Source organism: Pseudobdellovibrionaceae bacterium (assembly GCA_015163855.1).
Lineage (GTDB): Bacteria > Bdellovibrionota > Bdellovibrionia > Bdellovibrionales > UBA1609 > JAAOIH01.
The window spans coordinates 33,423-48,220 of record JAAOIK010000007.1 but is presented as its reverse complement, the minus strand read 5'-3'; the positions used below and the strand labels follow the sequence as shown (position 1 = coordinate 48,220).

Below are 14,798 nucleotides of genomic sequence, written 5' to 3'. Positions count from 1 at the left end.
TGCTATGCTAGCACACACGGCTTTTATTTATACTTTAGCAGGTTTAGCCTTTTTTTTATATGGTTTAAAAACCATTAGTCAAAATTTGCAAAAAATATCAGGAGATTTAATACAAAGGCTATTATCTAAAATGTCTAACAAGCCTATTTATGGAGTATTTTTTGGAATACTATTAGCCTTTAGTATTCAAAGCTCTGCGGCAGTGGTTTCTATGTTGGTGAGTTTAGGCTCCTCTAGTGTTTTAACTTTATTTCAAGTCATGGGAATTATTTTAGGTTCGGCTATTGGTAGTACTTTTATTGTACAAATTTTAAGTTTTAAAATTTCTAATTTTGGTTTAGCACTATTTTCTGTTTTTTATTTATTTTCTTATTTTTTTATAAAAACGAAAAAAATGAAAAGATTTTTTCGTATCTGTTTTGGTTTTGGTTTAATGTTTTTTGGGTTAGAGCTTATTAGTTTGGGAAGTACTCACTTAAAAGATGCAGAGTTGTTTATTAAATTTTTACATTTTTTTATAGATAGTCCTATTCTTACATTGCTTATTGCTGCAGCTTTTACTGCCGTAGTACAAAGCAGTGTGGTAACTATTGGGATCGCCATTAGTTTAATGTCGGCAGGTTATTTTTCTTTAGAGCATTGCATTTACTGGGTGTATGGAGCCAATATCGGAACTACAGCTACGGCTATTTTATCTGCTGTATCGGGTAATTATATTGGTAAAAGAGTAGCTTGGGCGCATTTTTTATTTAAAACCATTAGCGTGGGGCTTTTCTTTTTTTTAACGCCATTTATTTTACCTTTAATCGCTGATAGTTTTTCTAATATTAGAGGTGTTGCTCACTTTCATACGCTTTTTAATACTATTAGTGTAATTATTTTTTACCCATTTATAAACTATGCTGTAGCGATTATTGAATATTTAATTCCTAAACCCAAAAGTATAGGAAAATTTGGAGTAAAATATTTTTCTTTTAAAGATATTAAAAATTTAAGTACTGCCGTAGCCTTTACCCAGGCAAAAAGAGAAATTTTGCGTATGGGTGATATTATGGGAAGTATGTTGAGTCGTTCATTATTTTTATTTGATACAGGGGAGAAAAAAGCATTTTTTAAAATTAAAGAAGGGGATAACAATGTCGACCTGTTGTGTGCAGAAATTAATCGCTTTTTATTGGCTTTAATAGAAAGATCTAGTAAAGACAGTGAAGAGGCAGGAGAAGCAGATATAGAAAAAATTAATATTCTACAGGCTATTTCCTTTTCATCAGATGTGGAAAGTGCCGCTGATTCTGTGGATAAAAATTTAGTAAAACTAGCGGTTAAAAAGCAAAAATTACATATTCAATTTTCAGAGCTAGATCAAAAAAATTTAGTAAAATTACAAAATGCGGTAGCCGATATTGTAGTGTTATCTATGACCTACTTTGACTCTAAAGAGCTTAGTATTTTAAAAGAGTTAAAGAAGCGAAAAGAGGCTATTCGCCAGGCAGAATACACTTTTAGAGTGGAGCATATTAATAATTGTCGCAAAGAAGAGGGCGAAAAGTTGAACATTAATTTAACCAATATTTATCTTGATATTTTGTCAGAATATCGTCATATTGCAGAGTTGATGATTAATCCATTATATTATATTAAACACGAAATCGAGTCTTAAAATGAGTAATACTGTGCGGGTAAGATTTGCACCCAGTCCTACAGGACATTTACATGTGGGAGGGGCAAGAACAGCTTTATTTAATTATTTATTTGCAAAATCTCAAAAGGAAAAGGGTATAGACGCTCAATTTTTATTGCGAGTAGAAGATACCGATAAAGAACGAAGCAGTGAGGTTTTTTTAAAATCTCAATTACAGGATTTAAAAAACCTTGGAATAATTTCTAACGAAGGGGTATTTTTTAATGATAACAAGCTTAGTGAAAAAGGAGATCTAGGCCCTTACAGGCAAAGTGATCGACTAGATATTTATCAAGAATATGTAAATATTTTATTAGCTAAGGGTTTGGCATACTATTGTTTTTTAACGGATGAAGAAATTGATATACAAAAAGATTTAGCAAAAAAAAATAAAAGTACTCAGCAAATTATTAGTCCTTACAGGCCTAAAAATTTAGAAGACGCAAAAATAAAAATTGCACAATCACAAGAAAAAATACAGCAAGGACAAAAACCAAGCGTTCGATTTAATACTAGTTCAGTAAAACCCGAGTACATAATTGAAGATTTGGTTCGAGGCAAAGTTACACTTCCTTCTGAAATGGTGGGAGATTTTGTTATTCAACGCTCCAATGGTATGCCTGTATATAATTTTTGTTGTGTAGTCGATGATGCTTTAATGAAGATTACTCATGTGCTTAGGGCCGAAGAGCATTTAAGTAACACCTTAAGGCAGTTAATGATTTATGAAGCCTTAAAATTTACTATTCCTCGGTTTGCTCACATGTCTTTAATTTTAGGAGAAGATAAAAAAAAGTTAAGCAAAAGGCACGGTGCCACTTCGGTGGAAGACTATTTAAAAGAAGGTTATTTACCCGAAGCTTTGGTAAACTTTTTATGTTTACTAGGCTGGTCTCACCCTGAAGCTAAAGAAATTTTTACTTTAAAAGACGCTGCTAAAGTTTTTGATTTAAAGCGCCTAAACTCAGCACCCGCCGTTTTTGACACTAAAAAATTACTTTGGATGAATGGGGAGTATATGAAAGCCATGAGTTTAGATAATCTACGCGAGCGATTATTGGACTACGCACTTTTTACTAACTTGCTAAAGGATAACAGTGTGCAGGAGTATTTTACTGACTCTTTAGGAGAAAAAATTACAGGCTTTTGTTCATCAGCTAAAACTTTAAAAGAGGCAATGGAACTTTTAAAATTAATTTTTTTCCCTCTAGAGATTTTAAAAGAGAGCCAAGAGGTATTAAACTTTCCAGAAACTAAAACCGTATTAAAAGCTTGGGTAGCACAGTTAAAGCAGCAGTTACAGGACAGTAACCTCCCCACAGAAGAGACAGAAGAGCAAAAACATTTTTGCTTAACAACAGAAGAATTTATTAGTATACAAAATCAAATAAAAGAAACTTGCCAAGTTAAAGGTAAACATTTATTTATGCCTATTCGAGTAGCAGTTATTGGCAAACCTCATGGAGCAGAGTTAAAAGAATTAGTGCCTTTAATCTCTGTCAAAAATTTAATACAAAGAGCAGAAAAAGTAATAAAAAAAGTTTTAGAGAATAAAACCAATAAGGAAACCTCCTCATGATAGAAAAATTAAGAAACATAGCCATTATTGCCCATGTGGACCATGGAAAAACCACTTTAGTAGATAAACTTTTACAACAGTCAGGAACTTTGGGCGACCGAGGCCCTTCTAATGAACGGCTTATGGACTCTAATGACTTAGAAAAAGAAAGAGGCATTACTATTTTAGCAAAAAACACAGCTATTAAATGGAAAGATTACCATATTAATATTGTAGATACTCCGGGCCATGCCGATTTTGGAGGCGAAGTGGAAAGGGTTTTGTCCATGGTAGACTCGGTTTTACTTTTAGTAGATGCTGTTGATGGCCCAATGCCCCAAACACGCTTTGTTACTAAAAAAGCCTTAGCCTTAGGTTTAAAACCTATTGTGGTTATTAATAAAGTAGACAGGCCTAGTGCGCGACCGGCTTGGGTGGTAGATCAAACCTTTGATTTATTTTCTAATCTAGAAGCCACAGATGAACAATTAGACTTTCCCATAGTATATGCTTCTGCTTTAAATGGTTTTTCTAGTTTAGAGGAGGGAGTTTCTAGTGGTGACATGCAACCATTGTTTAAAGCTATTGTTGAAAATGTTTCTGCACCAAAGGTAGATGTCAATGGCCCCTTTCAGTTACAAGTAAGTGCCTTAGATTATAGTAGCTATGTTGGTGTTATTGGTATTGGCAGGGTTGCTAGAGGAAAAATTAAAATAAATACACCTGTTACAATTATAGATAAAGAAGGAAAAACAAGAAGTGGTCGTATTTTAAAAATTATGGGCTTTATGGGTTTAGAAAAAATAGAAGCCACAGAGGCTACTGCTGGAGATATTATTACCTTTAGTGGTGTTGAAACCTTAAGTATATCAGATACTTTATGTGACCCTAATCAGGTAGAGGCTTTACCGGCTTTATCTGTGGATGAACCCACAGTAAGCATGACCTTTCAGGTCAATACATCTCCTTTTGCTGGGCAAGAGGGAAAGCTTTTAACTAGCCGTCAAATTAGTGAAAGGCTTGATAAAGAGTTAATTCATAATGTGGCATTAAGAGTAGAAACTACTGAAGACCCTAATAAATTTAGAGTGTCTGGTCGTGGTGAGCTTCATTTGGGTATTTTAATTGAAACCATGAGAAGAGAAGGTTTTGAGCTAGGTGTTTCTCGCCCCGAGGTTATTTTAAAAAAAGAGGGAGATAAAACCTTAGAGCCCTATGAAGATGTCACCGTAGATATTGAAGAGCAACACCAAGGTTCTGTTATTGAAAAATTAGGAGAACGGGGAGGGGAATTAAAAAATATGTCTCCCGATGGAAAAGGGCGTATTCGACTAGAATATTTAATGCCTGCGCGAGGGTTAATTGGATTTCGTACAGACTTTTTAACTTTAACTCAAGGCTCTGGTTTAATATACAGCCTGTTTTCTCATTATGGTGAAATGAAAAAAAATAATGTGGGACAAAGATTAAATGGTGTATTAATTTCTATGGGCCAAGGAAAAGCCTTAGCCTATATGTTATTTAATTTACAAAACCGAGGTAAGTTATTAATTGATCATGCTACGCAAGTTTACGAAGGTATGATCATTGGTATTCATGCTCGTGATAATGATTTAGTGGTTAACCCCATGAAAGGAAAACAGTTAACAAATATGCGCTCTGCAGGAACAGATGAAAATACTATTTTAACTCCACCTATAAAATTTAGTTTAGAACAAGCTGTAGAATTTGTTAATGATGATGAATTAGTAGAGGTAACACCCACCTCCATTCGCATTCGTAAAAAACTGTTAACAGAAAACGAAAGAAAGCGATTTAAAAAATAACTTTTTAACTTTGAATTTTAGTCAAAAAAAGTAATAACTATAAAGTAATAAGAATTAGCGTTTAGAGAACTGAGTGCTCTTACGGGCTTTATGTAGTCCGTATTTTTTACGCTCAACCATTCTGGAGTCACGAGTTAAAAACCCTGCCGATTTTAAACTGGCTTTGTAAGACTCTTCTGCAATTACTAAAGCTCTAGAAATTCCGTGACGAATGGCTTCTAATTGACCAGTACTTCCGCCACCTTTTACCGTGATATAAGCATCCCACTGGCTTTCTGTTTTAGTAACCTGAAAAGGAGAAAATAAAGCATTAAAATAAATTTTAGATTTAAAGTAATCTTCTGGAGATTTTTTGTTAACAGTAATTTTTCCTGTTCCCGCTTTTAAAAAAATACGAGCATGACTAGTTTTACGACTTCCGCCAGCATAATAAACAGGTGTTGTGGATTTTGCCATTATTAATTTCTCCTATTATAAAGTAACAATCGTTACTTTTTGTGCCTCATGCGGATGTTTGTCATCTTTATAAACATTTAATTTTTTTAACACTAAACTATTAAGGCGATTATTAGGAAGCATTCCTTTAACTGCAGAAATAATAATTTTTGTAGAATCTTCTTCCATAATATTTTTCATTGTTTTTTCTTTAATTCCGCCAAAAAAACCAGTGTGGTGATAGTATTTTTTCTGCTCTAATTTTCTACCAGACATTCTAATTTTATCACTATTAATAATTACCACAAAATCACCCACATCTACATGAGGTGTATATTCTGCTTTGTTTTTTCCACGCAAAATATTAGCCACTGTGGTAGCTAAACGGCCCAGTGTTTGATCGGTAGCGTCTATTAGTCGCCACTCCCTTTGCGTAGTTTCTTTTTTGGCCATCCATGTTTTGTGCATTTCTCTTCCTTGGCTCTGTATCTAAATATGAGTCTTACTAATCGCAAGAATACTAAATTTTTAAGGGGAATTTGTCAAGGGATGCAGGGTAGTTAATTTTGCGTAAATATAGGCCTTGAGGAGGGGCAGGGGCAAAGATTTTTTGCGTACTTGCTTGTTCAATAATGCTTTGCAAGTGCTTTAGGGGCTCTGATTTTTTCTGTATCAAGTAGAGTTGGCAGCCTACAATATTGCGTACCATTTGTTTTAAAAATCCATTTCCAGTGATATTAAATTCCAGATACTCAGCAGGAGCTCCTAAAAGAGAAATGGGTGCTATTTGAGGGGGTGTTGTTTTCTGTATTTGCCACGAGCTTTCAAAAATGTTTCGAACCGTGTTTTTTACGGGTGTGCCTGTGTTTTGAAAGCTTTTAAAATCCTTTTCGCCTATTAAAGTCGCGGCTAATTGTTGAAGGATATGTATATTTTTTTTTAAATAGGTAAAACTTTCTACGCCAATATTATAAATTTGCGACGAGTTAAAGGGGGTGGTTTCAGAACTAATAAAATAAGTATAAGTTTTATCCACAGCAGACCGTAGTGCATGAAAATCATCATCGACTAAAAAAGCCTTTTTAATTTGAATATTTTTAGGGCATTTTTTTTTGGCAACTTTTAGTAAGTTTAACAAAATTTTAAAAGCATTGGTATTTTCTACTTTTTGAAATTTCGATAAATCTGGAAAATCACAAGAAAGAGAAATCATTTTTGGTAATGAAAAATGGGCAATTTGGTTAAAGGCATGCACCCCTGCATCGGTTCGTCCAGAGCTTTGTAGGGAAATGCTTTCTTTAAATAAATTAGATAAAAGCTTTTCTAAAGTTTCTTGCACAGAAGCTTCTTGCAATTGCTTTTGCCAACCTTTAAAAAGGCTACCATCGTAAGAGAGGCTTAGTAGAACTTTTATTTTATCTCTTTATGAAGGGTATGTTTTTTCATAAAAGGATTGTATTTTTTAAGTTCTATTCTTTCTGGATGATTTTGTACATTTTTAGTAGAGGTATATCGCGAGGGAGTTTCTCCTAATTTACGAGCTTCTGTACATTCTAATGTAATAATTCTAACTTTACCCTTCTTCTTAGCCATAGCCACTCCTGTTAAAGTACCAATATCTATCTTATTTTTTAGTATAAAAGAGTAGTAATGACAAGGCTCTTTTTATCTATTTCTTGTGGATTTTTTAAGATTTACAAGAAATAACAGGGATTTAAGAAATTTTCGCTGTATGACGAATAGTTTATAATAGTTTTGCAGTAAATACTTTTGTATAAAAAAGGAGAGGGAAGTGAAAATATTAGGGTTAATGGCACTTTGTATATTTTTAAGCTCTTGTGGTTCTTCTGGCAGGGGAAGTGGTATTGTGCTTTCTGCAGTTAGTTTATCTTTAGGGAACCCTAACAATTTAAAAAATAATCGAGATATTGGCTATCATCCTCAAAAAATAGAAAAAACCTTTTCTTGGAAAAACTTACTCATTGAACCTGTCTATGCGGCAGTTACTCCTTTAGTTTCTAACTTTTTTCGAGGCATTACTAAACCTAATCAAGGTAATTTTTCCAGTTCTGTAGCCACTCAGTTTAGAAAAGAACACTATGCAGCTCTGCAAACTTTTCAGTCTAAAAATCATAACGGCATTAATTATAATACTTTATTACAGTTGGGGATAAGTGAAGAAAAGCGCGCAAGTGCAGGGCTTGTTTTTTATGGCCTTTGGCAAAATTTATGGGTAAAAGCACTAGAAATAAAATATAAAGTTTATAGTAGTCTGCCTTTAAAATTAAAGGATGATACAGAGGAAAAGAAATCATGGATTCACGCGAGTGCTAATGAAGATATCAAGACTTTTGTTGGCTGGAAACAAGAAACCAATAGAATGATTGTTAGAACGGTTTTTATACAAATCAATAGTGATGGATCCACTCATAAAGAAGCCATTAACGCAATTATTAATGCCGACTCTATTGATATTACTAGCTATAAAACAGGAAGCAATCCTCAAGGGGAAAAAAGATACACAGTAACTGTTGTTGGTAAATTAAGAGAAAATCGTGCAGAGTTAACTGCTCGCTTAATTAGGCCTCAATGGGTTACTAATATAAAGACTGGAGCTCAGTCTGATAATTTAAAAGTGATTACTATTTCTGGAAGTGTAGTCGGTGAAAGCAGTGGTCGTAAAACAGTTAATCTAAAATATGATCAATGTCCTTTAAGAGAGGAAACTTGTATTAATTCTGCGGTATCTGGAAACGGAAGATACATTATTGAGGATGGGGCCAATGGTTCCATTGAGCGTAATGGTGGGGCCTCATCAAATACAGGATCTTTAGATTTGCCAAGTTTTTTTGACATTAATGAAGCTTTCAACTTAGATTTTTTAAATAATTAGATGGTTAAAACCATGCACTTACTACTAAAAAGTATCTTTTAATTTTCTCAGCTTTGCAAAGCTTTCCTCTGTGGAGCAGGAGTTTGGTAAATGTAAATATTTTTTAATAGCAACAGAGTCACTTCTTAAAAAAGGGTTACATTGTTTTTCTAAACCAAGATTAAAGGGAATGGTAAATTTATTTTGCTTGCGTAAATTTTGTATTTGCGTGATTTTTTTTTGTAAGGCCAAGTTTTCGGGGTCAGCCTGCAGCGCAAATTTAGCATTGGCTAAACTGTATTCATGAGCACAAAAAATGCTTGTATCATCAGGAAGTTGTGCAATTTTATTTAAGGCACTTAACATTTGTTTTGGGCTACCTTCAAATAGTCTTCCACAACCTAAAGAGAATAAACAATCTCCCACAAAGGCCACTTTCGATTCTGCAAAATAATACACAATATGTCCTAAGGTGTGTCCAGGAACTTCTATAATCTGCACGGGTTCTTTTGCAAAATGCAGATTACTATTTTGTGATAATTTTTGATCGGCTACAATGGGGTCATTTTGAGGGGCTAGTATGGAGGCATTATAATGGGTTTTTAGCTCTAAGTTACCTCCCGTATGATCCTCATGATGATGAGTATTAACAATAGCATTTAATGACCACTTCTTAGTTTGTAGAAACTCAATAACGGGTTTAGCTAGGGCGGGGTCTATTACCCAAGTATCTGTAAGATTTTCTGTAGTTTTATGTGCTTTTATTACAAAAACATAATTATCTTTTAATACGGGGATAGTGAAAACTGAGAAGTTTAAAAATGTATTTTCTTCAATCATTTTATGAAAATAACATGCATTTAAACCTCTGGACAGGTATAATTTTTGGAGTATAAGCTGTACAAGTTATAAGTAAAAAATATTAATTTGGAGAGACTATGGATAGCGCCACATTAAAAATGCAAAAAGAATTAATTAAGCAAAGTATCTTGAATTCTTTAGGCGAAGAAGGGCCTCAAGGATCTTTTTTGGTAAAAACGGGAAAGTGCACAGGCAGGTCTACTAAAGAGCGGTTTTTAGTGGAACATTCGGATACTAAAGATAATTTTTTTTGGGGAACAGTTAACAAAGCTTTAGATACTAAAACGGGAACAAATTTTATTGATTCTGTAAAAAAATATGTATTATCAAAAAAAAATTATTCACTAAAAGCCTTTGTAGGTTGTTTTCCTGTGGAGGTGTACTCCACCTCCCCTTGGCATGTGGCTTTTGCTTATAATATGTTTCGTAGCCATGCAGTGGAATCTTTACGAGGACAAATTAGTAAAGATTTTAAAATACAAATTTGGCACGCACCAGAGGTGTCGGTAAAAGATATTCGAGCAGAATTAAACAAAGACATTACTTTTCCCTTTGAAGAAAGAGGTGTGGTTTTAGATCCTACAAAAGGGCAAGTGGCTATTGTGGGAACGGGTTATGCTGGAGAAATTAAAAAAGCGGCCTTTTCTGTTTGTAATTATAAATTTCCAGAAGATAAAATATTTCCTATGCATGCCTCGGCTAACTGTAATCAAGACGGCAAAGAAGCTTGTATTTTATTTGGTTTATCGGGAACGGGAAAAACCACTTTGTCAGCAGACCCTGATAGATATTTAATTGGTGATGATGAAATTGTATGGTCTCACGAAGGGCTGTCGAATATGGAAGGAGGCTGTTACGCTAAATTAATTAATTTAGAAGAAAGTAAAGAGCCAGAAATTTACAAAGCCGTTCATAAAGAAGGCTCTATTTTAGAGAATGTTTATTATAATGAAGATAAAGTTATTGATTTTTTCAGCAATGTGTACACCGAAAACACTAGAGGTTCTTATAGTTTAGAAGCATTAGATAAAGTATTTCGGCAGAATATAGAGTCTAGCCATCCTAAAAGTATTATTTTTTTAACTGCAGATGCCTTTGGCGCCTTACCTGCAGTGGCAAGACTTAACCAATGGCAGGCACAGTACCATTTTATCTCGGGTTATACTGCCAAGGTTGCAGGTACAGAAATAGGGGTTACTGAACCAGAGGCAACTTTTAGTTCTTGTTTTGGGGCACCATTTATGCCAAGGGCTGCAAAAGTTTATGCTGAGCTTTTAACCAAATTAAGTAAAAAATATGATGTCCCTGTGTGGCTAGTAAATACGGGTTGGCAGGGTGGTTATGCTAAAGGGAAAAGATTTCCTATTTCCGTTAGTAGAACTTTATTAAAAGCTATTCAAGACGGTTCTTTAAATAATGTACCCATGAAGCAACATGCTATTTTTGGTTTTGATGTTCCCACACAATGCCCAGGGCTAGATGCAGATTATTTGCAAATTCCAGAAGGAAAAGTCGTTAAAGAATTGGCTGTAAAGTTTATGGAAAATATCCAAAACTTAGGCGCAGCGGTTATTTCTGATGAAGTGGTTAAAAAAGGTGGACCAGTTATTTAGTTACGACGCTTTTTTTTTATCTTCTAAAGTCTTTAGAATTTCTTTTAACACTTGATTTTTTACCGTGGAGTAATCGCCTTTAATTAAGGCCCCTGCGGCTTGTTTATGCCCTCCTCCACCAAAATGTTTTGCAATAGAGTTAATGTGTAAAAAACCCTTACTTCTTAAGCTTAATTTAAATTCATTAGGATGATCTTCTCTAAAAAAAGCCCCAATGGTAATTTCACGAATACTCATTAACAAATCTAAAATATCACGAACATCATCCATTTTTAAATTATGTTTTTCTAAATCTTTTAATCGTACTTTTGCAATCACCACTTCTGGTAAAGGGTATTCCACTGTGGCAAACACTTCTGCTAACAAACTAATTTTATTTTTTGAATAAGATGCAAATAAATAATTATGAATTTTTTCTGGTTCTTTTTCGTATTCTAAAAGTTCTGCACAAATTTTTAAAGATCGAGAAGAGCCTCTAATATAACGAAATACTTGAGTGTCAAAAGCAATACTACTGTAAAGGCTGCGTGCAATTTTTTTGTCTAAAGAAACATTTAAAGATTGAATTAAATCAAAAACCAATTCACCAGTGCTGGCAGAGTGTACCTGTATAAAGGAGTACTCTGTAGGAAGAGTGTCTCCAAAGGGGTGGTGGTCTATAAAAGAAATATATTTACAATGCTTTTTTAGTTCTTTGTACAAAGGATTAACAAGGCTTTCAGAGTTGGTGTCAAAAATTAAAGCCACATCGGCATCTTCAATAGGGGTATGAGGACTATTATAAGTTTGCACTAGTAAGTCTTTATTTAAAAAATTATAACGATCAGGCAAGTCATCCACTAATAATAGTCTGGCCGATTTTCCCATTTTTTTAAGAGCGTAAAGCATTGCTAAAGCAGAACCTAAGCCGTCGGCATCACACTGCTTGTGAGTAGTGATAATAAAACTTTGAGAATTTTGAATTAGCTTAACAAGGGTATTTTTTTGCAATTGTTCGTTTTCGGAGATAGGTATCATAATTGTTTTTCCTCTGGTCTATACTTATTTATTCGGCCATTTGCCTAGTTTTTTTTTTGGAAAGTATAAGGAAAATTTTGATTTTTTGTCTAAAACATAGCTATTTAATCAACAAACAGGGCTTTTTAGGCAAAAAACTAGACTTTTAACTAATCTATAGATAATTGTAACTCATATTGTAAACAAGTAGAAATATAAGGAGTTTGGGGATGAAAGCCATTGTTTTGAGTTTAGTAAGCGTTTTAAGTACTCATTTTATTTTAGCAAACATTAGTCATGCTACACCTCTTACAGCAGCACAAAAATTAGTAAAAAAAGAGAAAAAAGAAAAAAAAGAGCGTAAAAAACCTTCTGAAAATAATGCATTTAAAGAAAAAGAGGTAAAGGCCTCTAAGCAATTGATTCGTCAAGCGCGTAAGGAAAGGGAAAAAGTTAGCAATGCTATTAGTGATGCGCATTGGAAGATACAAAGCGCCCGAAAGTTAAAACAAAGAGCAAGAGAGGTAAATGCTAAAAACATTATTTTTGCATTAAATACAAAAATACAAGCTTTGCGTCGCAAGATAAATAATGCAGAACAAGGTCAAGACGATTTAACACACAAAGTGCGTCGGTTAAGAGAACTAGTTAACGATAATAATGCTTGGCATAAAGACATTCCAAAAAGGCGTGTGGCTTTGCAAAAAAAATATAATGATTTTTATTCGCGAGACTTTAGCAGGCGCATTGATAACAAAGCGGATGATTTAAGAGCAGTGATACGCAGAAATAAAAGAACTATTGAAAGAATGGAAGTAGAATTGGCTCAGGCTAAAAATAATAGAAAACGCATTTTATACCAAGCTAATGATTTGTTGTTGGATTGGGAAAATTGGCAGTTAGAGATGAAAGGCTATTTGCGAACACTATCTTTTTTGTTAGACCGAGCCAAAGTGGCTCGCATGAATAAGAATATTAATAACTTACAAACAAAAATACAATCTAGTAGAAGAGCGAAAGAGCAAATAGATAATTTAATGGATTATTTAAAACGGGCCATGTCTTCTTTAGCGCAGACTCTTTATACAAGGGAGATAAATTATTTTATTCCCGTGGTAGAGGATAAATATAATGATTTGCAAGTAGAAGAATACGCTTACACTAGACAGTTAAAGGCTTTACCTTCGTGGTTAGCACAACAAGACAATACCATTGCCATTAGAGAGGCCGAAATTGTAAAAGAATTGGCTATTGCAAAAGGAAAATTACAAAAAGTCATTACCAAAAGTAAGGCCTTGTTAGTTGAAGGAAATTTTATTTTTTCCGAATATACAAAAATAAATACACAAGCTTCCTCACTGTTAGATCGTGCTAACAAGGCTTATGTGGATGGTTCTAGCCAACGCATTGGTGATCAAAAAAGAATTAGCGAGGAAGCTTTCCAAAAATTAACAGAACAAACCAATCTTTTACGCTATTTTTTTAATAATTTAGTAATAGCTTCTTATCCCACCGATGTGGATGAGCAAACCAAACAGCTAAGTGGGTATTTACCTAATTTAAATCACTTACAAGTGCATTTAAAAAAACAGGCCAAGTATTTATCGCAAATTACTGTTAAAGAAACTCCTTTGGTTATTAAAGGAGAGCGTATTTTGGCAAAGGCACAAAAATTAGCCAATGAAGTGTTAGAAAAAGCAAAAACCTCTTTATTTGTAGCAAGGGATTTAGTAGCGCAAGTGCATAAAACTATATTAGAGGCTAGCTCTATGGAAAGTCGGGCACAAAAAGTAGAAAAACCAAATATTGTTACAAACATTGCTTCTTTTAAATCTAAGGCGATAAATGTAGAAAAAAAAGTGTCTAACAATATTAGTAAAGTACAAGAAGTGCTTAATCGATTATTAGAACAAAAAAGGCCCGAAAACTTAGACCATGTGCGTTTGCAGTTAAGCCCTTTGTTGAACCCTTTAGATCGTTTAGCAAAAATCACAATCGCACCACGCTTGGCCTTACAAGCACGATTGGATAAATATTTAGCTGTAATTTTAAAAAGAGAAAAACTAAGCAAAGACAGAAACGATTTAATTGCAAAAGCTAATTCTTGGATTTCGCAATTAGTAAAAACCATTAAGTCTTCTAGGGCCTTAGTGCATACAGTAGAAACTAAAACTATTCCAGAGGCCAAAAAATATTTTAAGCATATTAATTCTACAAAAAAGGACATTAATAATTTAAAAACCTTATCTATTTCTATTACCGAAGCGATTGCTCGTGTAAAACCCGTATTGCAAAAAAGTCGTGATACTATTGCTAAATATGCGCAGGCTAGCTTGGATGAAATTGAAGTAAGTCCTACTAAAAGAAATCAGTTAAGTGCTTTAGAGTCGGTGTTGGCTTCCGAAGCTAGTATTTTAAACCAAGCCTATCAAAGCTTAAAACCCACTTACTCTAAAGTGGCCGACCATATTAATTGGAGGTCTTGTATTGCTGTAGAAAATAAAGCGACATCGACTAAAATAGAGATGGAAAAATTTTTTTCTAATTATATTTCTTGGAATAACAATGGCAGGTCCGATCAGTTAGCTAATCAGTGGATGCAATTATATAATTGTAAGAATACTTCTAAATATCAAAAAGATGTTCACCGTTTATATGATTTTGCCGATCAAAATTTATCCTATGTTTTATCGAATTTAAAAATAAAAAATAACTTAGCTTTTGCAGTGAAGTATGTTCAACGGTTTTGTGCACAGGTAGATATGGAAAAATTATTTGCCGATGCCTTAGAAGAAGAAGGTGGAGCTTGTGAAGATGAATGGGATGATTGTGATGCTTGGGACGATAGTAGTTCTGAAAATATTTTAGCAGCCTTTAAAAAAATCCAAGCAAAAGTGTTTAGTTGTAGTAATTTAAAAATAGTTACTAAGTAAGTTTTGTTTTGTTTTGTTTAGCC

Annotated in this window: 12 protein-coding genes; 6 read left to right on the top strand and 6 right to left on the bottom strand. The window is 33.8% G+C overall.

Annotation, left to right across the window (positions count from 1 at the left end):
* Positions 1 to 4: 4 nt before the first annotated feature.
* From HAW63_00645 to typA, 3 genes are read left to right on the top strand one after another with little or no spacing between them, the layout of a single operon-like run.
* The gene (locus HAW63_00645; GenBank protein MBE8162485.1) at positions 5 to 1,660 is read left to right on the top strand and encodes a Na/Pi cotransporter family protein; all 1,656 of its coding nucleotides are present in this window, start codon (positions 5 to 7) and stop codon (positions 1,658 to 1,660) included.
* Between the two features lies 1 nt (position 1,661).
* Complete coding sequence (locus tag HAW63_00640) at positions 1,662 to 3,260, top strand: glutamate--tRNA ligase (protein ID MBE8162484.1); 1,599 nt, start codon at positions 1,662 to 1,664, stop codon at positions 3,258 to 3,260.
* Positions 3,257 to 5,065 carry a translational GTPase TypA gene (typA, locus tag HAW63_00635; GenBank protein ID MBE8162483.1) on the top strand — a complete coding sequence of 603 codons (1,809 nt, stop codon included), beginning with the start codon at positions 3,257 to 3,259 and terminating at the stop codon, positions 5,063 to 5,065. Before HAW63_00640 ends, typA begins: the two co-directional genes overlap by 4 nt.
* A gap of 54 nt (positions 5,066 to 5,119) precedes the next feature.
* Here typA and rpsI read toward each other — a convergent pair whose 3' ends face one another.
* From rpsI to rpmG, 4 genes are read right to left on the bottom strand one after another with little or no spacing between them, the layout of a single operon-like run.
* Positions 5,120 to 5,521: a 30S ribosomal protein S9 gene (rpsI, locus tag HAW63_00630; GenBank protein MBE8162482.1), complete on the bottom strand. Its 402-nt coding sequence runs from the start codon at positions 5,519 to 5,521 to the stop codon at positions 5,120 to 5,122.
* 15 nt (positions 5,522 to 5,536) lie between these two features.
* Positions 5,537 to 5,968, bottom strand: a complete 432-nt coding sequence (rplM, locus tag HAW63_00625) for a 50S ribosomal protein L13 (GenBank protein ID MBE8162481.1) — start codon at positions 5,966 to 5,968, stop codon at positions 5,537 to 5,539.
* 52 nt (positions 5,969 to 6,020) lie between these two features.
* Positions 6,021 to 6,914: a tRNA pseudouridine(38-40) synthase TruA gene (gene truA / locus HAW63_00620; protein MBE8162480.1), complete on the bottom strand. Its 894-nt coding sequence runs from the start codon at positions 6,912 to 6,914 to the stop codon at positions 6,021 to 6,023.
* Complete coding sequence (rpmG, locus tag HAW63_00615) at positions 6,911 to 7,093, bottom strand: 50S ribosomal protein L33 (protein MBE8162479.1); 183 nt, start codon at positions 7,091 to 7,093, stop codon at positions 6,911 to 6,913. The genes truA and rpmG overlap by 4 nt, the downstream gene beginning before the upstream one ends.
* A gap of 199 nt (positions 7,094 to 7,292) precedes the next feature.
* Here rpmG and HAW63_00610 point away from each other — a divergent pair, with 199 nt between their 5' ends.
* Positions 7,293 to 8,393 (top strand): hypothetical protein, encoded by a 1,101-nt coding sequence (locus tag HAW63_00610; GenBank protein ID MBE8162478.1) that lies wholly within the window; start codon positions 7,293 to 7,295, stop codon positions 8,391 to 8,393.
* 24 nt (positions 8,394 to 8,417) lie between these two features.
* Here HAW63_00610 and gloB read toward each other — a convergent pair whose 3' ends face one another.
* Positions 8,418 to 9,212, bottom strand: coding sequence for a hydroxyacylglutathione hydrolase (gene gloB, locus HAW63_00605; protein MBE8162477.1), 795 nt, complete (start codon positions 9,210 to 9,212; stop codon positions 8,418 to 8,420).
* 98 nt (positions 9,213 to 9,310) lie between these two features.
* Here gloB and HAW63_00600 point away from each other — a divergent pair, with 98 nt between their 5' ends.
* Positions 9,311 to 10,846, top strand: coding sequence for a phosphoenolpyruvate carboxykinase (ATP) (locus tag HAW63_00600; protein ID MBE8162476.1), 1,536 nt, complete (start codon positions 9,311 to 9,313; stop codon positions 10,844 to 10,846).
* Here the strand turns inward: HAW63_00600 and HAW63_00595 are convergent, their stop codons facing one another.
* Positions 10,847 to 11,863 (bottom strand): bifunctional oligoribonuclease/PAP phosphatase NrnA, encoded by a 1,017-nt coding sequence (locus HAW63_00595; GenBank protein ID MBE8162475.1) that lies wholly within the window; start codon positions 11,861 to 11,863, stop codon positions 10,847 to 10,849.
* A 209-nt stretch (positions 11,864 to 12,072) separates the two neighbouring features.
* On the opposite strand from HAW63_00595, the gene HAW63_00590 reads away from it, so the two are divergent.
* Positions 12,073 to 14,775, top strand: coding sequence for a hypothetical protein (locus HAW63_00590; GenBank protein MBE8162474.1), 2,703 nt, complete (start codon positions 12,073 to 12,075; stop codon positions 14,773 to 14,775).
* Positions 14,776 to 14,798 lie beyond the last annotated feature (23 nt).

Coding starts and splice junctions, on each gene's coding strand:
- rpmG (MBE8162479.1), bottom strand. CDS start 7,093: ATGGCTAAGAAGAAGGGTAAAGTTAGAATTATTACATTAGAATGTACA.
- HAW63_00645 (MBE8162485.1), top strand. CDS start 5: ATGCTAGCACACACGGCTTTTATTTATACTTTAGCAGGTTTAGCCTTT.
- typA (MBE8162483.1), top strand. CDS start 3,257: ATGATAGAAAAATTAAGAAACATAGCCATTATTGCCCATGTGGACCAT.
- HAW63_00640 (MBE8162484.1), top strand. CDS start 1,662: ATGAGTAATACTGTGCGGGTAAGATTTGCACCCAGTCCTACAGGACAT.
- HAW63_00600 (MBE8162476.1), top strand. CDS start 9,311: ATGGATAGCGCCACATTAAAAATGCAAAAAGAATTAATTAAGCAAAGT.
- rpsI (MBE8162482.1), bottom strand. CDS start 5,521: ATGGCAAAATCCACAACACCTGTTTATTATGCTGGCGGAAGTCGTAAA.
- HAW63_00590 (MBE8162474.1), top strand. CDS start 12,073: ATGAAAGCCATTGTTTTGAGTTTAGTAAGCGTTTTAAGTACTCATTTT.
- rplM (MBE8162481.1), bottom strand. CDS start 5,968: ATGCACAAAACATGGATGGCCAAAAAAGAAACTACGCAAAGGGAGTGG.
- HAW63_00595 (MBE8162475.1), bottom strand. CDS start 11,863: ATGATACCTATCTCCGAAAACGAACAATTGCAAAAAAATACCCTTGTT.
- gloB (MBE8162477.1), bottom strand. CDS start 9,212: ATGATTGAAGAAAATACATTTTTAAACTTCTCAGTTTTCACTATCCCC.